This is a genomic window from Paraburkholderia kururiensis, assembly GCF_034424375.1.
GTDB lineage: Bacteria > Pseudomonadota > Gammaproteobacteria > Burkholderiales > Burkholderiaceae > Paraburkholderia > Paraburkholderia kururiensis_A.
Map to the genome: position 1 here is coordinate 1,429,219 of NZ_CP139965.1, position 22,324 is coordinate 1,451,542.

Sequence of the window (22,324 nt, forward strand, 5' to 3'; positions counted from 1 at the left end):
AAATGTCCTACTCTGCATATTTACCCGTCGGACCGGCTTCCGCGTCCGCCTTGCTGGCACGGCATTCGCGTGCAGGAAGCCGCATCGTTTTTCCTGGAGGTTTCGATGACGACCGTGGATCTGGAGTTCGACCAGCTCAACAGTACCGTCGATGCGCTGCGGCGCTCCATTTCAAACCGTCTCATGTACGGTGTCGGCAAGGACGCAGTGGCGGCGCGTCCGCAAGATTGGCTCCATGCAGCGGCGCTCGCCGTGCGTGACCGGCTCGTCGCGCGCTGGATGAAGACCACGCGTATGCAGTACGAACAGGACGTGAAGCGCGTCTATTACCTGTCGATGGAATTTCTGATCGGCCGCACGTTCACGAACGCGCTGCTCGCGCTCGGTATCTACGACTCCATGAAAGAAGCGCTCGCGAGTCTCGGCGTGGACATGGAGGCGCTTACGGATCTGGAGCCCGACGCCGCGCTCGGCAACGGGGGCCTGGGCCGGCTTGCCGCGTGCTTTCTCGATTCGATGGCGACGCTCGGCATTCCGGGCTTCGGCTACGGCATTCGCTATGAGTACGGCATGTTTCGCCAGGAGATCGTTGACGGCGAGCAGGTGGAAGCGCCGGACTACTGGCTGCGCGCGGGCAACCCGTGGGAGTTTCCGCGGCCGGAAGTCCAGTATGTGGTGCACTTCGGCGGGCGCACGGTGCAGCGCGAAGGCCGCATCGAGTGGATCGACACGCAGCACGTGAACGCGATGGCGTACGACACGGTGATTCCGGGCTTCGCCACGAGCGCGACGAACACGCTGCGCCTGTGGTCCGCGCGCGCCACGGAGGAGTTCGATCTCTTCGCCTTCAACCAGGGCGACTATCAGCGCGCGGTGGAAGCGCGCAACGCGTCGGAGAACGTCTCGCGCCTGCTGTATCCCGACGATTCCACGCCGGCCGGGCGCGAGCTGCGTCTGCGCCAGGAGTACTTTTTCGTCTCCGCGACAATGCAGGACCTGATTCGCCGCTATCTGCGCACGCACAGCACGTTTGGCCGCTTCTCCGAGAAGGTCGCGGTGCATCTGAACGACACGCATCCGGTGCTGGCCATTCCCGAGCTGATACGGCTGCTCGTCGACGTGCATCACGTGCCTTGGGACAAGGCGCTCGACCACGTGCAGCAGATGTTCTCGTACACGAACCACACGCTCATGCCCGAAGCGCTCGAAACGTGGGACGTGGAGCTGCTCGCGCGTCTGCTGCCGCGTCACCTCGAGATCATCTTCGACATCAACGCCGAGTTCCTCAAGCAGGTGAGCGAGCATTCGGACCATGACGTCGACCTGATTCGCCGCATTTCGCTCGTCGACGAGTACGGCCAGCGGCGCGTGCGTATGGCGCATCTCGCGATCGTGGCGAGCCAGAAGGTGAACGGCGTGTCGAAGCTGCATTCGCAGCTGATGACGCGCGACATCTTCGCCGATTTCGCGCGCATGTACCCTGAGCGCTTCACCAACGTCACCAACGGCATCACGCCGCGGCGCTGGCTCGCGCAGGCAAGCCCTTCGCTTTCGTCGCTGATCGATACGCAGATCGGCACGCACTGGCGTACCGATCTGTTCGAACTCGCGAAGCTGCGCGAACTGCGCAACGACCCTGCGTTCGTCGAAGCTTTCCACGAAGCGAAGCGGCAAAACAAGATCCGCCTCGGGCATCGGCTCATGCACCAGACGGGCGTGTCGTTCGACCCCGACGCGCTCTTCGACCTGCAGGTGAAGCGCATTCACGAGTACAAGCGGCAACTGCTCAACGTGCTGCACGTGATCGTGCGCTACAACCGCATTCGCGAAAATCCGCAGCGCGACTGGGTGCCGCGCGTGGTGATGTTCGCCGGCAAGGCGGCCTCCGCGTATCGCATGGCCAAGACCATCATCAAGCTCATCAACGACGTGGCGGCGAAGATCAACAACGACCCCGTGGTGGGCGACCGGTTGAAGGTGGTGTTCGTGCCGAACTACGGCGTGAGCGTGGCGGAACTGATCATTCCGGCGGCCGATCTTTCGGAGCAGATCTCGATGGCGGGCACCGAGGCATCGGGCACGGGCAACATGAAGCTCGCGTTGAACGGGGCGCTCACCATCGGCACGCTCGACGGCGCGAACATCGAGATTCGCGACGCGGTGGGCGAGGACAACATTTTCATCTTCGGTCATTCCGCCGATGAAGTGGATGGCCTGCGCGCCGGCGGCTACCGGCCGCGGCAGATCTACGAAGAAAATGCGGAACTGCACACGGCGCTCGACCAGATCCGTACCGGCTTCTTCTCGCCCGGCGATCCGCTGCGCTTTTCGGACATCTTCCACACGCTCGTGGACTGGGGCGACCACTACATGGTGCTGGCCGATTTCGCGTCGTTCGCGAAGACCCAGGAAGAGGTGGACCGCCGTTTCCGCGAGTCGCGCGCGTGGGACCAGAGCGCTATCGAAAACGTGGCGGGCATGGGCTTCTTCTCATCGGACCGCACGATTGCCGAATACGCGCACGACATCTGGCATGTGAAGCCGCTGGAGATGGGCTGAGGGTCGCTCAGGCGGCCGTGGTGAGGCGAGGCGCTACGCTACGAGCGAGCCTTCGCCGTTGCTGACGCGTTATTGCTGCTGTTGTTGCTGCTGCGCCTTCGCGGCGGCTAGCGCGTCTTTCACCGCACGCTCCACGCGTGCAACGAAGTCGGCATCCGTGCTCGACACGGCCTCGCGATCGCCCGCCGCAGTCGCAACGATGAGCCGATGCGTCACGTCCTGGGTCGTCCACGCGAGCCCGCCTACCACCACGAGCATCGCGCCGCACACGAGCGCCGCCGCCGTGCCGAACCAGCCGCCCGCGATGGCGACGGCCACGCCGCACAGGCTGATGACCATCGGCACGACGCGGTTCTTGCCCACCGTGATGACACGCACGTCGCGCACGTCACGCAACGTGAAGACCTGCCCGGCCGCCGAAATCGCATTGCGCGTGACGGAGACGCCGCGTTCGTTGAAAGGAGTATCCATTGCCATTGCTTCGTTACCCAGCGCCTGAATGCGCTGCAAGAGCCGAAAGGGCGAAGCGTACCAGAAGCGCGATGGACGCCGCGGGAACGGGGGCGGCCGGAGAAGGGCGCGAACCGCGCGCGGAAAAAAGAAAGCGCCCGAAGGCGCTTTCCCGATGCAACGGCGGCGTGCCGCCTCGAGCGTGTGCCGCTTAGAACTTGTGGCGGATGCCCACGCGCACGGCAACCTGGTTGTCCGACGTGCCGGACGTGTTGAAGTAGCTCGTGCTCGAACCGATCTGCGCCGGTACCTGCGTGCCGTTCGCGAGATGGCCCGAAGCCTGCTCGTAGACGCCGAGCAGGTACACGTCCGTGCGCTTGCTGAGGGCGTAATCGACCACGGCGTTGACCTGGTTCCAGTGCGCCGAGAAGAGGCCCGACGAGCGCGAGTACGTGTAGCCCGCCGCTGCCGTCAGTGCCGGCGTGAACGCGTACTTGCCGCCGAATTCATAGGCGTTGTACATCGTCGACGAACCCGTGATGGGCGAGAGCAGCGTGTTGGTCCACAAGGCCCACAGCGTGGCCGGGCCGAACGCGTAGCGCGCGCCGATGCCGAACGAACGCAGGTCCTTGATGGTGCCCGTGTTGATGCCGAAGATCGCGGTCGTGAAGGCAGGCGACGCCTGGCTCGGGAAGCGGATGTCCGTATAGGCCGCGCCGATGCCGAGCGGACCCGCGGCGTAGTTCGCGCCGAAGCTGTACGCACGCGACGAACCGGCAACCGGGTTGGCCGTCGTGCCCGTCTGCGGCGCGCCCGCGAATGCGCCGGCCTGGTTCGAGAAGCCGTACAACGCGCCGAACGTGAAGCCCGCGAAGTTCGCGCTGCTGAACTTGACCGCGTTGTTGATGCGGCTCGACGTGAGCTGGTCGATGTCGTTGACGTGGTAGGCGTAGTTGCCGGCTGCCGTCAGACCGCCCGTGGAGTAGCTGCCGCCCAGGTAGTCGGTCGTGAACGAGTACTGGCGACCGAAGGTCAGCGAACCGACGTCGGTCTTCGACAGACCCACGAACGCCTGGCGGCCGAACATCGCACCGCCCTGGCCCAGCGTGCCGTTGCCGCTGTTGAAGCCGTTTTCGAGCACGAAGATGGCCTTCAGACCGCCGCCCAGATCTTCCGTGCCGCGCAGGCCCCAGCGGCTGCCTTGCGCGACGCCGTCGTCGTACTTGAACAGCTTGTCGCTGCCCGTGGAGGTCTTGCTGTTGTTCACGTAGCTGATGCCGGCGTCGATGAGGCCGTACAGCGTCACGCTGCTTTGCGCGTGGGCGGTGCCGCCAAGCGTGGCGAGAATAGCGGCGGTCAAGACTTTCTTGTTCAAGGCGTGTTCTCCAGGAGAAAAGAATGCGATAGCCGCACCTGATTCTTCGGCAGGTCATGCGACGGGCTGCAATGTAAGGGCCGGCAACGAAAGGAATGTGACAGCAAGAATTTCGAAGCGATTTGTGGTGCGCACGCTACATAGCGATGGCGTCGCATACGAAGACTGAATCGCGCGGAGCAGCACGGTGCAGCGGCGCGCAAGCGTTTGCGCGTGCAACCGCTGGGGGGGCGGCGAAGGGAAGAAGGGAGAACAAGCGCGATGGCCGGCTCGAAACCGAAGCCGGCCATCGGAGTCATGCAGCGCTATGAGGCGGGGCTATAAGGCGGTGCGACGACACGCAGCGTCATCGCAATAGCGGGCACCGTAGGACACGATGCCCGCGCAGTTTCACTGCGAGAGGAGCGACCCCGTGCGGATGGGCGTGGCGCCCGCCACGCGCGCCACTTCCATGCCGGCCGTCGCAAGACGTGCACGGTGCCGCGCGTAGAGCACGCCGCTTACCGTGCACTTGAGCGTACTGACCTGGTCCGTGAGCGGGTCGACGATGTCGGCGATTGCCGTGCCCGCCTCCACCCACTCGCCGTACATCGCGCGGAACACGAGCACGCCGCTCGCGGGCGCGACGATGGGTTCCGTGCCGGCGAGCGGCGTGGCCTCGAACGCGAGCGGCGGCATCGGTGCAGCGGTGCCGTCGATTACGCCGCGCAGCGTGAGGTATTCGATGATCGCCTGGGCGTCTTTGTCCGCGACTTCGTACGAGACGTCGGCCTGGCCGCGCAGTTCCACCGTGACCGAGATGGAGCCGTTCGGAATCGGGAAGCGGTCGCCGAAGCGTTCGCGCAGATCGGACCAGCAGAAGCTGTGAATCTCGTCGAACGGATTGCCGATGGAGTTGAGCGCAAGCAGCGACGCCTTCGCGTCGAGGTAGCGCGCGAGCGGCTCCACGTCGTCCCAGAGGTCAGGGTTCGTGTACAGATGCAGCGCCGCTTCCCAGTCGCAATGCAGGTCGAGCACCACGTCGGCGTCGTACGAGAGACGTTGCAGTGCGAGGCGTTGCGAATCCAGTTCCGTTTTCGGGCGCTGCGCATCGAGCACTTCGCGCATGGTCGCGCGAACGGCGTTGCGGTTTGCCTCCACGTCGCCGGTGAGGCGCTCTTCGATATGCGGCAGCACGAGCGCGGCCAGATCGTAGAAGTTGCGGTTGAAGTTCTGCGCCGTGTTCGATTCGAAGCGGCCCGCCAGGTGGCCCAGCACGTGCTGGTTCAGGCCGATCGGATTCGGCACGGGCACCACGACCACTTCGCCGCGAAGTTTGCCCGCGGCTTCGAGCGCCGCGAGCTTGCGGCGCAGCGCCCACGAAACGAGCATGCCGGGGAGTTCGTCGGCATGCAGCGAGGACTGGATGTAGATTTTCTGCCCGCCGGCAGGGCCGTAGTGGAAGCTCGTGATCTGGCGGGCGGTGCCGAGCGTCGGCGAAATCAGCGGATGGTTCCTGGTCTGCATGATCGATGGGGTTCGTGCAGCGCATGCCGCACGAAAGACAGTTGATGTGGCGTTGAGGGAATCCGCCGATCTTAGCCGATATGGGCGCGCTGTGCGGCACGTGCCGTCATGAGCGGCGCGCTTGAGTCGCACTTGCGGCGATGCGGCGCGCCAAAACAAAACGGGCCGCGCGTATCGCGAAGCCCGTTTGCGTACTGCGGGTTCGTGCAGCCGGCGTGGCGTATGCCGCGGCCGGCTGTACGAAGAACAGCGGGATTAGCCGCCGTACACGTCGAAGTCGAAGTACTTCTTCTCGAGCTTCTTGTAGGTACCGTCCTTGAGGATCTCGGCGATTGCCTTGTCGATCTTCGCCTTCAGGTCGGTGTCTTCCTTGCGCAGGCCGATACCGGCACCGTTGCCGAGAATCTTCGGATCGACGAGGTCCTTGCCCACGAACTCGTAGCCCGCGCCGCGCGGCGTCTTCAGGAAGCCGATGTCGGCCTGCACTGCGTCTTGCAGCGCGGCGTCCAGACGACCCGACAGCAGGTCGGCGTAGACCTGATCCTGGTTCTGGTACGGCACGACCTTGGCGCCCTTCGGCTCCCAGTAGGTCTTCGCGTACGTTTCCTGGATCGTGCCCTGTTCGACGCCCACGCTCTTGCCTGCGAGCGATTCAGGCGTCGGCTTGAGGCCCGAGCCCTTCTTGGCGACGAGGCGCGTCGGCGTGTTGAAGAGCTTCGACGAGAACGCGATCTGTTCGGCGCGTTGCGGCGTCATGGACATCGACGACAGCACGCCGTCGAACTTCTTCGCCTTCAGCGCGGGGATCATGCCGTCGAAGTCGTTTTCCACCCAGACGCACTTGGCCTTCAGGCGCGCGCAGATTTCATTGCCGAGGTCGATATCAAAGCCGACCAGCTTGCCGTCGGAGGCCTTCGATTCAAACGGCGGGTAGCTGGCGTCGACGCCGAAACGAATCGTCGTCCAGTCTTTGGCATGGGCGCCCGCCGAAAGGGCAAGCAGGGCAACCGTCACGGCCGCAAGCAGTTTTTTCACTGTTTTTACTCCTCGGAGTGGTTCGAATAGCCGTGCGCGCGGTTGTGCCGCCCGCACGGCGAAGGGTGGCGCCTGTCGCGCCCAGCCCCTGTTTACGGCCGCCGGCCGGCGGCCAGCAGCGCGCGCCAAGCTTACCAAGTCAAAATTAAAGCGGAGCTAGTGTAATACCGGATGGCGCGGACAAGGCAGATGGCCGCGCCGCGCAGCACGGCTTCTTTTGCGCAGGCGCGACAGCCGCGCGCGGCGGGCTTTACAAGGCTGTTGCGATGCGGCAGGACGCCGCGCGATGAAGGCGTGCCGAAAGGTGGCACTCAAGCGCGGCTGCGACTTTATGCCCAACGTATGCCGCGTGTCCCCCCCCACATGCCGCGGGCGCCTGCGCCGCAGGCCTCAAACGATGCGCTGGCCGGCGCGATACGTGGCGCGCGGAACGGGCAACGCATCGAGCATGGTCACGCGCACCATGTCCGCCCGCAGGCCGGGCTCGATCGCGCCGCGATCCGTGAGACCGGCGTGACGCGCGGGTTCGGACGAGACCGTGGCGAGGGCGCGCGGCAGGCGCCAGTCGGCCTTGTGCACCAGTTCGAAGGCAGCGGTGAGGAGGCTGGACGGCACGTAGTCCGAGGAGAGGATGTCGAGCAGGCCCGCCTGCGCCAGTTCCAGCGCCGACACGTTGCCCGAATGCGAGCCGCCGCGAACCACGTTCGGCGCGCCCATCACGGTGGCGATGCCGCGTTCGCGCGCGGCTTGTGCGGCCACACGCGTGGTCGGAAATTCGGAGATCGCGACGCCTTCGGCGGCGGCCTGCTCGACGTGCTCCACGAGCGTGTCGTCGTGGCTTGCCACAGGAATGTTGCGTGCCTTGCAGCGCGTGACGATCTGGTGTCGATGCGTGTCGGCGAAACGCTGCTGTTCGTCGGCCAGTTCGGCGAGCATCGTCGCGGCCTGCTCGTCGGTCCATTTGCCGTGCCGTTCCTGATAGCGGCGCCATTGCGCGGGGTCGTGCCACTGGCGCTGACCCGGCGTGTGGTCCATCACGGAGGCGAGCCGCATCAGCGGATGCGTGCACAGCTCGTCGAACAGCTCGACCACGTCCTCGGTCGCGATCTCGCAGCGCAGGTGCAGGAAGTGCTCGGCGCGCAGCAGTTGCCGCGCGGCGAAGCGTTCCAGCGAGGCCGCGCAGCGCATCTGCACGTCGCGTCCGCGTACGCCCACCGAAAGGCGCGTGCCGATGGCGAGCGCGTCGAACACGGTCGTGATGCCCGCAGCCGCCACCTGCGCGTCGTGAATCACGAAGGCGGCGTCGGTGTTCCATTGCACGCCGGGGCGCGGCGCGAGATGTTTTTCGAGATTGTCCGTATGAAGCTCGATCAGGCCGGGCAGCAGGTAGTCGCCGGCCCAGTCCTCGGCTTCAGGCGCCGACGTGGTGCCGCGCTGGACGTCGCGGATCATGCCGTTCTCGACGCGCACCACGCCTTCGAATACCTCGTCTCGCGTGACGATGCGAGCGTTCTTGATCAACATCGGTTGGCTCCTTGTTCTGCGGCCGCGCATGCAGGACCGCTTTCGTTCGGCATAGTCGCGCCGCTCAGTGCAGCGCGGCGGGTGTGAATGCGTTCGCGCCGCCAGACATAGGCGGCTGTAATTCGAGGCGTCGCGTGGCCACTTTCAGGCGCGTGTCTTCGTCATGGAAGATACCGACAATTGCCGCCCCGCGCTGGCGCGCTTCCACGATCAAATCCGCCACGACGTCGCGATTTTCCGCATCGAGCGAGGCTGTGGGTTCGTCGAGCAACAAGAGCGGATGGTCCGCGATCAGACCGCGCGCAATGTTGACGCGCTGTTGTTCGCCGCCCGAAAACGTGGCGGGCGCGAGCGGCCAGAGCCGCTTCGGGATGTTGAGCCGCTCGAGCAGCGCGGCCGCGCGATGCTCCGCTTCGTCGTCGGGCACGCCGCGCGCCACGAGCGGCGCCGCGACCAGTGCAAGCGTGGGCACGCGCGGAATCACGCGCAAGAACTGGCTCACGTAGCCCATCACGTGGCGGCGCAGGTTCAGCACGTCGCGCGGCTCGGCGTTCGTGATGGCGATGCAGGCGGCGGTGGAGGGGTCGGTGCTCGCGCTGCATCGTACGGCGATCGCGCCCGCACTCGCGAGGTAATTGCCGTACAGGCAGCGCAGCAGCGTGCTCTTGCCGGCCCCCGAAGGGCCGACCAGCACGACGCACTCGCCGCGCGCCACGTCGAGCGACACGCCCGCGAGCGCTTCGATTTCGATGCCGCCCTGGCCGTGCAGCGTGAAGGTCTTGTGCACGCCGACGGCGCGCAGCATGAGTGCGGGGTGATCGGCGAACGCGCGGGTCATGTCGCGTGTCATGTCGTGCGCGTGCGGTTCTGCAAGAGAAGAAGTCATGGGCACATTCCGGTATCCGGTATTTCCAGTAGACAGTGCAGGGCGTGCGTCATACGGGCAGCACGGACGAAACGAGCGTCTGCGTGTACGGATGCTGCGGATCGTCGAGCACCTGGTCGGTCAGGCCGGACTCCACCACCTCGCCGCCTTGCATCACCATCAAGCGATGCGCGAGCAGTCGCGCCACGCCGATGTCGTGCGTGACGATCAGCACCGAAAGATGCAGCGTGCCCGTGAGCGTGCGCAGCAGATCGAGCAGGCGCGCCTGCACGGAGACGTCGAGGCCCGCCGTGGGTTCGTCCATGAACACGAGGCGCGGGCCCGTCACGAGGTTGCGCGCAATCTGCAGCCGTTGCTGCATGCCGCCTGAAAACGCGGTGGGCAACTCGTCGATGCGCGAAGGGTCCAGTTCGACGCGCGTCATCCATTGCATGGCGTTGTCGCGAATCCGCCCATAGTGGCGCGCGCCCACCGCCATCAGCGGCTCGCCGATGTTGGCGCCCGCCGAGACGCCGATGCGCAGTCCGTCGCGCGGATTCTGCTGCACGAAGCCCCATTCCGTACGCATGAGCAGACGGCGGCGCGGCTCGGAAAGCGCGAACAGGTCCAGCGTTTCGCCGTGTGCGGTGGTGTAATGGAGCGAGCCTTCGTCGGACGGCGTGCGCAACGCGAGCGCATTGAGCAGCGTCGTTTTTCCCGAGCCCGATTCGCCGACGATGCACAGCACCTCGCCGGGATACAGATCGAAGCTCACATTGCGGCAACCGTTGCGGCCGCCGTACTGCTTCGTCAGATTGCGTGCGCTGAGAAGCGGCTTCATGGGGCGTCTCCCGTCGCGGCGGCCGTGCCGTTTTCGGCGGACTCGCGGCGCGTGTGGCAATAGTCGCTGTCCGAGCACACGAACATGCGCGTGCCTTCGTCGTCCACGATCATTTCATCGAGGAAGCTCTCGCGCGATCCGCAGAGCGCGCACGCGTGTTCCCAGCGCTGAATCTCGAACGGGTGATCGTCGAAGTCGAGGCTGCGCACGTTCGTGTACGGCGGAATCGCGTAGATGCGGCGTTCGCGCCCCGCACCGAAAAGCTGCAACGCCGGGTTGCGATGCATCTTCGGGTTGTCGAACTTCGGGATGGGCGAGGGCGAGGTGAGGTAGCGGCCATTGACGATCACGGGGTAGTCGTAGGTGGTCGCGATGCTGCCGTGGCGCACGATGTCCTCGTAGAGCTTCACGCTGATGAGCCCGTAATCCGCGAGCGCGTGCATCTTGCGCGTTTCGGCTACGCGCGGCTCGAGCCGGAACAGCGGCTCGGGCATGGGCACCTGGTAGACGAGGATCTGCTTTTCCGTAAGCGGCGTTTCGGGAATGCGATGGCGCGTCTGGATGAGGGTGGCTTCCGCCGTTTTGCGCGTGGTGGCCACAGCGGCCGTGCGCGCGAAGAAGCGGCGGATGTTGACCGCATTCGTCGTTTCGTCGGAGCCCTGATCGATCACCTTCAGCGTGTCGTGGCGACCGATGATCGACGCCGTCACCTGGATGCCGCCCGTGCCCCAGCCGAAGGGCAGCGGCATTTCGCGCGACGCGAACGGCACCTGGTAGCCCGGCACCGCAACGGCCTTGAGCAGGGCGCGGCGAATCATGCGCTTGGTCTGCTCGTCGAGGTAGGCGAAGTTGTAGCCGTCCGCGTCGTGCGGCGCAGGGCCCGACAGTGTTTCAGGCGCGTTCATGCGCTTGCTCCTTGTCTTCTTCGTGTTCGCTTTCGCTGCTTGCGACGTTTGCCGCGGTGGGTGCCTCGTTTCGTTGCGCGTCGCGTTGCGCCCGATGTTCGGCGCGCAGCCGCCGCACGAGTTCGAGTTCGGACTGGAAGTCGACGTAATGCGGCAATTTCAGATGCTGAACGAAGCCCGACGCCTCCACGTTGTCGCTGTGCGACAGCAGGAATTCCACGTCCTGGGTGGGCGATTCGATCGGCTCGCCCAGTTCATCGGCGCGCAGCGCGCGGTCCACGAGTGCCATCGCCATGGCCTTGCGCTCCGCGTGCCCGAACGTGAGGCCGTAGCCTTGCGTGAAGGTGGGCGGCACCTCTTTGCTTCCGGCGAACTGATTCACCATCTGGCATTCGGTCACGTCGATCTCGCCGATCACCACCGCCTCGCCCAGTTCGTCCAGCACCATCTCCACGTCCACGGACCCGAAGCGTATTTCGCCCGCGAACGGATGCGAATTGGCGTAGCCGCGCTGCGTGGCGTAGCCCATCGCGAGCAGGAAGCCTTCGTCGCCGCGCGCAAGATTTTGCAGACGCGTGGCGCGATCCGCGGGGAACGCGAGCGGCTCGCGCGTGAGGTCGCCGGGCTCGCGGCCCGCAGGCGAGGGCACTTCCTGTTCGATCAGGCCTTCGCGATCCAGCAGCGCGACGACGCGAGGCATCGACGTAGCGGCGGGCGCGTGGCGTTCGTTCGTGCTTTCCAGAGGCGTGCATGCATCTTGCGGCGCGTCCGTTGCGTGAACCGCGTTGCCGTCTTCATCCGAACCTTCAGCCAGCAGCGCGAAATCGAGCAGACGCTGCGTGTAATCGTAGGTCGCCCCCAGCAGTTGACCGCCGGGCACGTCCTTGAAGGTGGCCGAAATGCGGCGCTCTATCTGCATCGCTTCGGTTTCGATGGGCAACGTATAGCCGAAACGCGGCACCGTGGTGCGCCAGGCGCGCAGCAGAAAGATCGCTTCCACGAGGTCGCCCGCGGCCTGCTTGATGGCGAGCGCGGCCAGTTCTTCGTCGTAGACCGAGCCTTCGGTCATCACGCGCGCCACGGCAAGGCGCAACTGCTCGCGAATCTGCCGTACGCTGAGTTCCGCGACGCACGTGTCGCCGCGACGCGCCTCGTCGAGCAGACGCCATGAAGCCTCGATGGCGCGCTCGCCTCCTTTGACGGCCACGTACATCAGTTCACCTCCGCGAGCGTGGTGCGCGGCAGGCCGATCAACGTGGCGCCGCAGACGAAATAGCAGTCGATCCCGCAGGGAAACAGCGGACCCAGGGCGGCGCGTTCGTGCCAGAAGCGCGGGGGCAGGCCGATGGGCGCGATGGTGTGCGTATGCTCGATGCCGGGCCCGCGCAGCACGACCGGCGTGCCGCCCGTGAGCGCGGCGACGCGGATCAGGAGCGTCGCCGCGTGTTCGGGCGATTCCGGCTCGCCCAGCGAAAAGCGTTCGAGCGGCGGTAACGTGTCCGCGTCGTGGACGTAGGCGAACGCGGCATCGTGCGCTTCTTCGGTGAGCGGCGCGCCTGTGTGAAAACGCAGCGCGGAACCGAGCACCGCATCGGGCTGCGCAAGCCAGACCGGTGTGGAGTAATCGCAGAGCGCGAGCAACGCGGCGAACGCCGCAAGATCGGCGCGCGAACGCAGGGTGCCTGAGGCATCCGCGGCGGGCAGCGGCGTTTCGATTCTGCCGATTCTGCCTGGGCGCGAGAGCGCATCGAGCAGCGTGCGGAAGACCGCTTGCGTGTCGTGAACGGGATCGGCGAAGCCGGGCGTCAAGGTGGACAGCGCAATCTGCGCGGCGTGCTCTGCGGGCTTGGCCATAGTCGTCGTAGTGGGTTCGTTCATCAGTCGCCCCGCACCATCGTGAAGAATTCGACTCGCGTAGAGGCCACCTTCTGCTCGCGCGTCGCGCGTGTGGCGGCGATGCGCGCCGCAAGCGGTTCGATCAGGTGCGCGTGAAGTTGCGCGTGCCGGTCGGGCAATTGCAGCAGCGCATCGGCGAGCGCGGCCAATTCCGCGCGCCGCTTGTCGCGGCCCAGATGGCACGCCACGCCGATCGGGGCGGCGGCGGGGGTATCGTGATTCGCGCTGCGCAGGCGCAGCGTCGCGCGCGTGACGGTGGCCTCGCCCAGATTGAAGGCGTCGCCGCTGCCGCCAATGCGACCGCGCACCATGGCGAGGCCCGTCTCGGGGCGGCGCAGCCAGTCGTAGACGGGACGCGGTTGTCCTTCGAGCGCGCGGCCAAGCGCCGCTTCGAGTTCGGCGCGCGGCGTGCGGGCCAGCACGGCCATCCATTGACGCCGCGCCGAGGGTTCGGGCTGAGTGGGTAGGGCAGACGTTGCGTTCATCGAAGATCCTCTCTGGCGCAATGCCGTGTGTCGAAACGGGTAGGGTGGTGTGATGCAGCGTCGCCATTTGACCATCTATTCATCTAAACGTCTAGACGTTTAGAGGTAGAATCGTGCTCGTTCTGCGACGCGCGGCGTTTCATACTTCCATCACGCGCTGCGCACTACAATGCGCGGTCGATTATTTGAACCTGGGGGAATGACAGCACCATGACATCCACCGACGAGGCAACGCGAGCCACGCAGCTCGAACGCGGCGCGGGCGTGGCGGTGTGGCGGCAGATCGAGCAGATTCTGGCCGCTGAAATCGCGGCGCGCGGGTTCGGTGAAGACGGGCGCCTGCCCAGCGAAGGCGAACTCGCGCGGCGCTTCGACGTGAACCGCCATACCGTGCGGCGCGCGATGCTCGGGCTCGCGGCGCAGGGGCTCGTCAGCGTGGAGCAGGGGCGCGGCACGTTCGTGCAGCCCGGCGCCATCGACTACACGATCGGCCGCCGCACGCGCTTCACCGAGAACCTGCGCCAGCAGCATCACGCGGCAGCGGGCAAGGTGCTGTCGTCGTCGCGCGTGAAGGCGGACCCTGCGGTGGCGAAGGCGCTGGGTCTGCGTGCGGGCGCATTGGTGTACCGCATGGAAACGCTGCACGAGTCGGACGGCGTGCCGCTCACTTACGCGCGCAGCTGGTATCCGGCCGCGCGTTTTCCGGACCTGCCGGCCGTCATGGATCGCGCGGGCGGCAGCACGAAGGCCTTCGCGGAATACGGTCTCACGGACTACCTGCGCAAGTGGAGCCGCATCGGCAGCGTGCTGCCCGATGCCGAAGTGGCGCGGCGACTCAACATCAACCGGCAGCAACCCGTGCTATGGGTGGAGAACGTGGACGTGGACCCCAACGGCACGCCCATCAAGTACGGCGTTACGCACTTCGCTGCGGACCGCGTGCAACTGCTCGTGGAAAACGAACTATGACCGCGATGGTCGCCGCAGACTTCGCGGGCAACGCGCAAGCCCCCTGGTCGCCCGAAGCACGTTTCGCGCTGTATTACGCGCCGCCGCGCGAGTCGGCATGGTGGACCGAAGGGTGCGCATGGCTGGGCCGCGATCCTGAAGCTGACGTGACGCTCGCCGCGCCGCAGCCGTCGGCTTTGCAGCGGCCCCTGCACGCCCTCACCGAAGCGCCGCGCCGCTACGGCTGGCACGGCACGCTGGTGCCGCCTTTCCGTCTCGCGCCCGGCGTCACGCCGCAACAGACGCTCGAGACCACGCGCACGTGGGCGCTGCGTCAGTCCTCTTTCGACTTGCAGGCCGAAGCCGCCACGCTCGGCAACTTCGTTGCATTGCGCGCGTCCACCCCGGAGGGCGACGTGCACATGCGTGCGCTTGCCGCCGACGCGCTGCGCACGCTCGCGCCGTTGCGTGCGCCGCTCGCGGCGGCCGATCTCGCGCGTCGTCACGCAGCGTCGCTCACGCCACGCCAGCGCGAGTTGCTCGACGCGTGGGGTTACCCATATGTGTTCGAAGAGTTTCGCTTCCATATGACGCTCTCCAGTTCGCTCGACGACGCACGCGAACGCGATACGCTCGGCGCGTGGTGGGCGCAGCGCGTGCCGCAACTCGGCGCGCTGCCTGTGCGCGGCGCCGCGCTGTTCGTCGAGCCGGCACCGGGCGCACCGTTCGTGTTGTGGCAGCGCCTGCCGTTCGCGCGCGACGCCATTGCGGCATCCGTCGATGCAACCGCCAGCGGAGCGCAACGCCCATGACGAAAGGAAACAACGGCAACCTGATCTACGTGATGGGGCCGTCCGGTGCGGGCAAAGACTCGCTGCTCGGCTTCGCGCGCGAACATCTCGATGAGCCGCGCGTGCTGTTCGCGCATCGCTACATCACGCGGCCCAGCGGCAATGGCGAGAACCATGTGCCGCTTACGCCGGCCGAGTTCGAGGCGCGCTCGTCGCTCGGGCTGTTCGCGCTGGAGTGGGCGAGCCATGGGCTGCGCTACGGTATCGGCATCGAACTCGATGCGTGGCTCGCGCGTGGTTGCACGGTGATCGTGAACGGTTCGCGTGCGTATCTGGACCGCGCACTGCAACGGTACGCGCAACTGCATGTGGTTCATGTGGAAGCCGCGCCCGACGTGCTGGCCGCGCGGCTCGCCTCGCGAGGCCGCGAGAGCGCGGCCGAGGTTGCGGCGCGTCTTGCGCGCGAGGCACCTTTTTGCATGCCGGCGGGCGTTGCGCTCACGCGCATCGACAATTCGGGCTCGCTGCTCAAAGCCGGGCACGCGTTTGTCGAGGTCGTGCGTCGCATCGCGGGCTGATCGGGAAGGATTCTTCACGCGGATGTCGAGTCGCGCGCGGCCTGTTCGTCGTCGTAGAGGCACGGCCCATCGCTCAAGGAGGACCTCGACATGGAAACGTTCGACGACGACCTGCGCCACTTCGAAGCGCACGGCGCGCCATCGCTGCCCGCGGCCGCGGAGGAGGGCTACGTCGATCACGACGGCGCGTGCATCCGGTATGCGCTGCACGGCAGCGGGGCGCCGGTCGTGTTGCTGCACGGCGGCCTCGGCCACGGCGGCAACTGGGGATACCAGGTGCCGGATCTCGTCGCGGCGGGGCGCTCCGTGCTGCTGATCGACAGTCGCGGCCACGGCCGCAGCACGCGCGATACGCGTCCGTTCACCTACGAACGCATGGCGGCGGACGTGCTTGCCGTCATGGACGCCTTGCGCATTCAGCATGCGCCCATAGTGGGCTGGAGCGACGGCGCCTGCATCGCGCTGATTCTCGCGATGCAGGCGCCCGAGCGCATCGCAGGCGTGTTCTTCTTCGGCTGCAACATGGACCCGAGCGGCACGAAGCCCTTCGTGCCCACCGACGTGATCGACCGCTGCTTTCGCCGGCACGCACGCGACTACGCCGCGCTCTCCGCCACGCCGCACGACTTCGACGCGTTTGTGGCCGCAGTGACCCAGATGATGCGCACCGAACCCAACTACACGGCTGCGGACCTCGCGAAGATCCGCGTGCCGGTGACCATCGTCCACAGCGAGCACGACGAGTTCATCGAACGCGAGCACGCCGAATATCTCGCGCGCAGCATTCCGGCTGCCGAGTGGATGCTGCTGCACGACGTCAGTCATTTCGCACCGTTGCAGCGGCCTCACGCGTTCAATCGTGCGCTGCGGACGTTTCTCGAACGTCTCGCGCGTTTGCCGGGCTAAACCCTCGCGGCGTTGCCGCCATGCGCGCGTGCCGCACGTGCGCGGATAGAATGGCTCGACGCGCTTAAACCGCCTTTGTCGCCTTTGCCTCGAAGCGGCCCCTCCACTCGCACGCAGCCACGCATCCATGACGACGCACACGAACGCTCACGCCTTGCCGCAGCACGATGCCACCACGCCGAAGTTCTGGCGCGACGCCGCGTTGCCCTTCGTCGAGGCGCGCTCGGTGCAGGACGGCCGCAAGGTGTGCTACACGCGCCACACGCACGACACGTTTTCGATCGGCGCCGTCACAGGCGGGCGCAGCACGTACCTGAACGGCGCGAAGGGCAAGTCGCTCGAGCCGATCGGCGCGGGCGCGGTGGTCGTGGTGAATCCGGAAGAGCTGCACGCATGCAACCCCGTGGCCGACGAAGCATGGTCCTACTGCATGATCTATGTGGATGTGCCGTGGCTCACGAATCTGCAGCACGAACTGGGCTTCAGTCACAACCTGGGTTATCGCGGCTTTGCCACGACGTGGACCACGGCGCCGCATCTGTATGCCGGGGTCAACCGGCTGTATGCGACGCTGACCGATCCGCACGGCGATCCGCTGCACAAGCACGGCGCGGTGCTCGACTTCTTCGCCGACCTGCATCGCGCCCTCAACCCCGCCCCGTCGCGCGCCGACGAAGCCAACCACAAGCCGCTGCGCGCGGCCGACTACATCCGCGAGAACTGCACGCGCGCACTGCGGCTCGACGAAATCTGCGCGGCGGCCGATCTTTCGCCATCCTATCTGATTCGCGCGTTCAAGCAGCATTACGGCATGACGCCCCACGCGTGGCTCGTCAACCGGCGCGTGGACTACAGCCGCGCGCAACTCAAGCGCGGCCGCGCCATCGCGGACGTCGCCATCGACGCCGGCTTTGCCGACCAGGCGCATCTGCAACGCGCGTTTCGCCAATACGTCGCGGCTACGCCGGGGCAATATCGTGGCGCGGCGCGGGCCGGGTGACGGGGCAAGGAAGCGGCACGTACGCCGTACCGGGCACTACGCGGCCAACAGATAAACCGCGCTCGCCGCGAGCAAAGCCGCCATCGACCGGTTGAAGAGCCTCACGCGCCGCGCGTCGTGCAGATAGCGGCTCAGAAACGATCCGACATACGCCCAGCTCGCGATCGACCCATAGCAGATCAGAAAGTAGATCGCCGCGAACGCCCACACGCGGCTGCTTCCGCCGTAGGCCGCGTAGGCGCCCATGCCGGAAAGGCACGCAAGCCAGGCTTTCGGATTGAGCCACTGCATGGTGGCGCCGGAGAGCAGCGAGGGCGCTTCGGTAGCGTTGCCGGTGTCGAGCCGGCCGTCGTCCATGGCGAGCCTGAAGGCCATGTACAGCAGGAACGCGACGCCTGCCCACTGAATGACACGCGTCGAGCCCGGCCATCGCACCAGCAATTCATGCAGACCGAGACCCGTGAGCACGAGCAGCGCCGTGAAGCCGACGGTGGCGCCCGTCACATGTCTGAGGCTGGCGGGCAGGCCATAGCGGGCGCCGCTCGTGAGCGCCACGATGTTGACCGGACCCGGCGTGACCGACGTGGCGAGCGCGAAGGCCGCCATGGAAAGATAGATGCTCATGAGGCGCCGATACCTTGCGTGCTTGAAGAACGAGATCGCAAGGTACCGGCGGGCAGGCCGCGCGTATTGAAGAAAATTGCCCTGAGTGGGCAGGGCAGGAGGTTGCGCGTCGATGGACCGATCAGGCGCCTTGTGAGTACTTCGCGCGCACCTCGGTCAGCGATTGGCGCTGCTTGCCCATGTCGTCGAAGTTTTCGGGCGCGAGCCACGCTTCGAAGGCCTGCTTCAGCAGCGGCCACTCCTTGTCGATGATCGAGTGCCAGGCCGTGTCGCGATTGCGTCCCTTGTAGACGATGACCTGCCGGAAGATGCCTTCGAACTGGAAGCCGAGCCGGGCCGCCGCCTTGCGCGACGGCGCGTTGAGGCTGTCGCATTTCCATTCGTAGCGGCGGTAGCCGAGCGTGTCGAAGACATAGCGCATGAGGAGGAACTGCGCTTCGGTGGAGAGCGGCGTCTGTTTGAGAAGCGGCGAGAACGTGACGTGGCCCACCTCGATCACGCCATGCGCGGGTTCGATTCGCATGAGCGCCAGCGAGCCCACGGCTTTGCCCGTGCTGCGGTCGATCACGGCGTAGTGGCGTGGGTCGGTGCTGCGCGCCGCGGCGTCGGCGTGGCGCCGATAGTCTTCGAACTGCTCGAACGGGCCTACGGCCATGTAGGTCCAGTCGCGCGCATCGGGCGCTGCGCGATAGGCCGCGAAGAGATCGGCGGCATGGCGTTCCACGTTGAGCGGTTCGAGGCGGCAGTACGTGCCTTCCAGCGTGACAGCCTCGGGCATGGGGCGCGCAGACCAGCCGGGCAGCGGCGCGCCGACAGGTTGGGCGTATTCGTTGATGAGCGTGTTGGTGTTCGCGTTGGTCTGTGCAGACATGGCAGCCCCGTTCGGTTCGATGCGGCAAGCGGAAAGCGGAAAACGGCAAGCGGAAAACGGCAAGCGGAAAACGGCAAGCGGAAAACTCTAGCGTCGTCGCGGGCGGCGTTGAAGACCCACGCGCCACGCGTTCGATGGTGCCACGAACGCGGCCATCGTCCGTTCGCGCACGTGCCGACGAGTCCGCGAAGGTCTCTCGCGTAGCGCAGTCCGAGCCCAGGTAAAGAGTAACAAAAGGTAACGCCTTGCAAGGCCAACCCCGCTGAGAGCCCCGCCACACGGTCCGCTCGCGGATAACCCCCTTACCGGATTCACGAAGGTGACACGGTCGCGCCGGTATGCTGCCCGCCATTCGATCGTGACCTGCGCAGCCATCCCGCAGTGACGATCTGCGCGAGCGCCGCGCTCACTCAGCCGGGCCGACTAGCCGCAAGCCGCTACATCACTAACACCCACCAGAAGCCAGGGCAACACGATGAACGGAAGCTCAAGACTGCTTACGCGAATGCCGAAGGTGTCGAAAGAGGCGAACGCATCGCAAGCCGCGCGCCGCATGTTGGCCATTCGCCGTCCCCGGCTTGCATGGTGCGCGGCCGCGCTGCTCTCGGTTTCGCTCGCCGCGTGCGGCCCAAGCGACGCGAACACCGAAAGCGCGAGCAACGGCACGGCCGCGAACAGCAACGCGGCCAGTCCGGCCGGGCAGGCCGCGCAGTCCGCAGCCAACGCGCAGCTTCAGGCCGCGGCGCCTTCCGCCGACGGTCTCGCATCACCCGTCATGCACTACGCGCAGTAACCGTTGCGCAGAGCCGCCCGACGCATGCGGTAGCGCGTGGGCGTACCTCTGCTTTCCCGTTGAAGCTTGCCCCTACCTCTGGACGAAACAAGATGACCTCGAAGAATCGTCGTGACTTTCTGCGTCTTGCCGCCGGCTCGGCCGGTGCGGCTGCGATGCTCGGCGCGCTGCCGCAAACCATTCGCGATGCGCTCGCCATTCCCGCTCATAACGCGACGGGAACGATTGAAGACGTCGGCCACATCGTGATCCTGATGCAGGAGAACCGCTCGTTCGATCATTACTTCGGCACGATGCGCGGCGTGCGCGGCTTCGGCGATCCGCGGCCCGTCACCCTGCAAAACGGCAAGTCCGTCTGGTACCAGCCGAACGGCGTGGGCGGCTACCTGCTGCCGTTCCATCCCGATGCGCCGAATCTCGGCATGCAATTCGTGCAGGATTTGCCGCACGGCTGGACCGACACGCACGGCGCGTTCAACAATGGCCGCTACGACGGCTGGGTGCCGCACAAGGGCACCACGACGATGGCGTACCTGACGCGCGACGACATTCCGTTCCACTACCAGCTGGCCGACGCCTTCACGATCTGCGACGCGTACCACTGCTCGCTGATGGGCCCGACCGACCCGAACCGCTACTACATGTGGACGGGCTGGGTGGGCAACGACGGCGCGGGCGGCGGCCCGGTGATCTCGAATGCCGAAGCCGGTTATGGCTGGAGCACGTACCCCGAGGTGCTGGAGCAGGCGGGCGTGTCGTGGAAGATCTATCAGGACATCGGCACGGGGCTCACGGCGGCGGGCTCGTGGGGCTGGACGCAGAACCCCTACATCGGCAACTACGGCGACAACTCGCTCCTGTACTTCCACCAGTACCAGAACGCTCAGCCGGGCTCGCCGCTCTACGAGAAGGCGCGCACGGGCACGAACGTGAGCGCGGGCGGCACGCTGTTCGACGTGCTGCAACAGGACGTGTCGAACGGCACGCTGCCGCAGGTCACGTGGATCGTGGCGCCCGAGGCCTACACCGAACACCCCAACTGGCCCGCCAACTACGGCGCGTGGTACGTGGAGCAGGTGCTGAAGGTGCTCACGTCGAACCCGGAAGTGTGGAGCCGCACGGCGCTCTTCATCACCTACGACGAGAACGACGGCTTCTTCGATCACATGGTGCCGCCGTACGCGCCTTCGTCGAGCGCGAACGGCGCTTCCACGGTGAGCACGGCCAACGAAATCTATGCCGGCGATTCGAACAACCCCGCCGGCCCCTACGGGCTCGGCGTGCGCGTGCCGATGACGGTCGTGTCGCCGTGGAGCCGCGGCGGCTGGCTCTGCTCGCAGGTGTTCGACCATACGTCGCTGATCCGCTTCATCGAACGCCGCTTCGGCCGTCAGTACAACATTCCCGAATCGAACATTACGCCGTGGCGTCGCGCGGTGTGCGGCGACCTCACCACCGCGTTCAACTTCGCGAATCCGAACGGCTCGTGGCCACAACTGCCCGACACGACGGGCTATGCGCCGCCCGACCGTCTGCGCCATCCCGACTACGTGCCGCTGCCGCCGCTCGTGCAGTCGCTGCCGCGTCAGGAGCGCGGCCTGCGTCCGGCGCGCGCGCTGCCTTACGAGCTCTTCGTGCACGGTCACGCCGAAGGCGAAAGCGGCCGCTTCCGTCTGGAGTTCTTCAACCGCGGCGAGGTGGGCGCGGCCTTCTACGTGACCTCGCAAAGCCGCACCGACGGACCGTGGACCTACACCGTGGAAGCCGGCAAGAAGCTTTCGACGGCGTGGACGCCGCTCTCGTCCACGGACGATGTCTACGACTTTGCCGTGCACGGCCCGAACGGTTTCCTGCGCGAGTTCAAGGGCAACTATTCGGTATCCACTGCGGCAGGCAAGGGCCGCCACGCGCGCCTCGAAGTGCAGACGGGCTACGACGTGGCGAACGGCAACGTCTCGCTGCGCATCGTGAACCGCGGCAACACCGCGCGCCATATCACGGTGACGAACGCCTACGGCACGGGGTATCCGCGTGTGTTCACGGTGAAGCCCGGCGATCACGTGGAGGACTACTGGGACCTGCGCGGCAGCCACGGATGGTACGACCTCTCCGTGGTGGACAACGGCGACAGCGCGTTCCTGCAGCGCTTTGCCGGTCACGTGGAAACGGGGCGCCCGAGCGTGAGCGACCCGGGCATTGCCACGGTTTGATGGTGATGTTCGTCGCGGGATTCGTCCCGCGATGGGCTGTTTTTTCATGAAGCCGTTACGGTGCACTGCCGGTGCATGTGCCGTAACGGCTTCAGTGCATGGCGGTGTCGGTTGCCATGAAGTTTGTTGCAGCAGTCGCTCAATTCATGCACACGGCGGCGC

General features: G+C 66.2%; 20 protein-coding genes and 1 pseudogene. 8 read left to right on the forward strand and 13 right to left on the reverse strand.

Annotated elements, in window-relative coordinates:
• The first annotated feature begins 105 nt into the window (after positions 1–105).
• Complete coding sequence (locus tag U0042_RS06480; RefSeq protein WP_114812007.1) at positions 106–2,559, forward strand: glycogen/starch/alpha-glucan phosphorylase; 2,454 nt, start codon at positions 106–108, stop codon at positions 2,557–2,559.
• Between the two features lie 69 nt (positions 2,560–2,628).
• On the opposite strand, the gene U0042_RS06485 is transcribed toward U0042_RS06480, so the two are convergent.
• The 11 genes from U0042_RS06485 to phnG form a co-directional block, all read right to left on the reverse strand.
• Positions 2,629–3,030: a DUF6232 family protein gene (locus U0042_RS06485; protein ID WP_114811803.1), complete on the reverse strand. Its 402-nt coding sequence runs from the start codon at positions 3,028–3,030 to the stop codon at positions 2,629–2,631.
• A 190-nt stretch (positions 3,031–3,220) separates the two neighbouring features.
• Complete coding sequence (locus U0042_RS06490) at positions 3,221–4,384, reverse strand: porin (RefSeq protein ID WP_114811805.1); 1,164 nt, start codon at positions 4,382–4,384, stop codon at positions 3,221–3,223.
• Positions 4,385–4,774: 390 nt separating this feature from the next.
• A complete protein-coding gene (locus U0042_RS06495; RefSeq protein ID WP_114811807.1) occupies positions 4,775–5,890 on the reverse strand; it encodes a succinylglutamate desuccinylase/aspartoacylase family protein in 1,116 nt (371 codons plus the stop codon).
• A gap of 255 nt (positions 5,891–6,145) precedes the next feature.
• Positions 6,146–6,925, reverse strand: a complete 780-nt coding sequence (locus U0042_RS06500) for an ABC transporter substrate-binding protein (RefSeq protein WP_114811809.1) — start codon at positions 6,923–6,925, stop codon at positions 6,146–6,148.
• A 390-nt stretch (positions 6,926–7,315) separates the two neighbouring features.
• A complete protein-coding gene (locus tag U0042_RS06505) occupies positions 7,316–8,449 on the reverse strand; it encodes an alpha-D-ribose 1-methylphosphonate 5-triphosphate diphosphatase (RefSeq protein ID WP_114811811.1) in 1,134 nt (377 codons plus the stop codon).
• 64 nt (positions 8,450–8,513) lie between these two features.
• On the reverse strand, positions 8,514–9,335 hold the full coding sequence (gene phnL / locus U0042_RS06510; protein ID WP_232833430.1) for a phosphonate C-P lyase system protein PhnL: 822 nt from the start codon (positions 9,333–9,335) through the stop codon (positions 8,514–8,516).
• A 49-nt stretch (positions 9,336–9,384) separates the two neighbouring features.
• Positions 9,385–10,155: a phosphonate C-P lyase system protein PhnK gene (gene phnK, locus U0042_RS06515; RefSeq protein ID WP_114811815.1), complete on the reverse strand. Its 771-nt coding sequence runs from the start codon at positions 10,153–10,155 to the stop codon at positions 9,385–9,387.
• On the reverse strand, positions 10,152–11,060 hold the full coding sequence (locus tag U0042_RS06520; RefSeq protein ID WP_114811817.1) for an alpha-D-ribose 1-methylphosphonate 5-phosphate C-P-lyase PhnJ: 909 nt from the start codon (positions 11,058–11,060) through the stop codon (positions 10,152–10,154). Before U0042_RS06520 ends, phnK begins: the two co-directional genes overlap by 4 nt.
• Positions 11,047–12,273: a carbon-phosphorus lyase complex subunit PhnI gene (locus U0042_RS06525; RefSeq protein ID WP_114811819.1), complete on the reverse strand. Its 1,227-nt coding sequence runs from the start codon at positions 12,271–12,273 to the stop codon at positions 11,047–11,049. The genes U0042_RS06520 and U0042_RS06525 overlap by 14 nt, the downstream gene beginning before the upstream one ends.
• Entirely contained in the window at positions 12,273–12,938 is a 666-nt protein-coding gene (phnH, locus tag U0042_RS06530; RefSeq protein ID WP_232833431.1) for a phosphonate C-P lyase system protein PhnH, read from the reverse strand. The genes U0042_RS06525 and phnH overlap by 1 nt, the downstream gene beginning before the upstream one ends.
• Positions 12,938–13,441: a phosphonate C-P lyase system protein PhnG gene (gene phnG / locus U0042_RS06535; protein ID WP_114811823.1), complete on the reverse strand. Its 504-nt coding sequence runs from the start codon at positions 13,439–13,441 to the stop codon at positions 12,938–12,940. Before phnG ends, phnH begins: the two co-directional genes overlap by 1 nt.
• A 210-nt stretch (positions 13,442–13,651) precedes the next feature.
• Here phnG and phnF point away from each other — a divergent pair, with 210 nt between their 5' ends.
• The 5 genes from phnF to U0042_RS06560 all read left to right on the forward strand — a co-directional run bounded on the left by phnF (position 13,652) and on the right by U0042_RS06560 (position 17,664).
• Positions 13,652–14,410, forward strand: a complete 759-nt coding sequence (gene phnF, locus U0042_RS06540) for a phosphonate metabolism transcriptional regulator PhnF (protein WP_114811825.1) — start codon at positions 13,652–13,654, stop codon at positions 14,408–14,410.
• Complete coding sequence (locus U0042_RS06545; RefSeq protein ID WP_114811827.1) at positions 14,407–15,201, forward strand: DUF1045 domain-containing protein; 795 nt, start codon at positions 14,407–14,409, stop codon at positions 15,199–15,201. The genes phnF and U0042_RS06545 overlap by 4 nt, the downstream gene beginning before the upstream one ends.
• Entirely contained in the window at positions 15,198–15,758 is a 561-nt protein-coding gene (gene phnN, locus U0042_RS06550; protein ID WP_114811829.1) for a phosphonate metabolism protein/1,5-bisphosphokinase (PRPP-forming) PhnN, read from the forward strand. The genes U0042_RS06545 and phnN overlap by 4 nt, the downstream gene beginning before the upstream one ends.
• A gap of 90 nt (positions 15,759–15,848) precedes the next feature.
• On the forward strand, positions 15,849–16,664 hold the full coding sequence (locus U0042_RS06555; RefSeq protein WP_114811831.1) for an alpha/beta fold hydrolase: 816 nt from the start codon (positions 15,849–15,851) through the stop codon (positions 16,662–16,664).
• 127 nt (positions 16,665–16,791) lie between these two features.
• Positions 16,792–17,664, forward strand: coding sequence for an AraC family transcriptional regulator (locus U0042_RS06560; protein ID WP_114811833.1), 873 nt, complete (start codon positions 16,792–16,794; stop codon positions 17,662–17,664).
• A 36-nt stretch (positions 17,665–17,700) separates the two neighbouring features.
• Here the strand turns inward: U0042_RS06560 and U0042_RS06565 are convergent, their stop codons facing one another.
• Both U0042_RS06565 and U0042_RS06570 read right to left on the reverse strand, forming a co-directional pair.
• Positions 17,701–18,288, reverse strand: coding sequence for a LysE family translocator (locus U0042_RS06565; RefSeq protein WP_114811835.1), 588 nt, complete (start codon positions 18,286–18,288; stop codon positions 17,701–17,703).
• A 145-nt stretch (positions 18,289–18,433) separates the two neighbouring features.
• Positions 18,434–19,159: pseudogene (locus tag U0042_RS06570) on the reverse strand (GNAT family N-acetyltransferase); the annotation flags it as partial.
• Between the two features lie 553 nt (positions 19,160–19,712).
• Here U0042_RS06570 and U0042_RS06575 point away from each other — a divergent pair.
• Both U0042_RS06575 and U0042_RS06580 read left to right on the forward strand, forming a co-directional pair.
• Positions 19,713–19,952 carry a hypothetical protein gene (locus U0042_RS06575; protein WP_157977849.1) on the forward strand — a complete coding sequence of 80 codons (240 nt, stop codon included), beginning with the start codon at positions 19,713–19,715 and terminating at the stop codon, positions 19,950–19,952.
• Between the two features lie 92 nt (positions 19,953–20,044).
• Entirely contained in the window at positions 20,045–22,162 is a 2,118-nt protein-coding gene (locus U0042_RS06580) for a phosphocholine-specific phospholipase C (RefSeq protein ID WP_114811841.1), read from the forward strand.
• Positions 22,163–22,324: the final 162 nt, after the last annotated feature.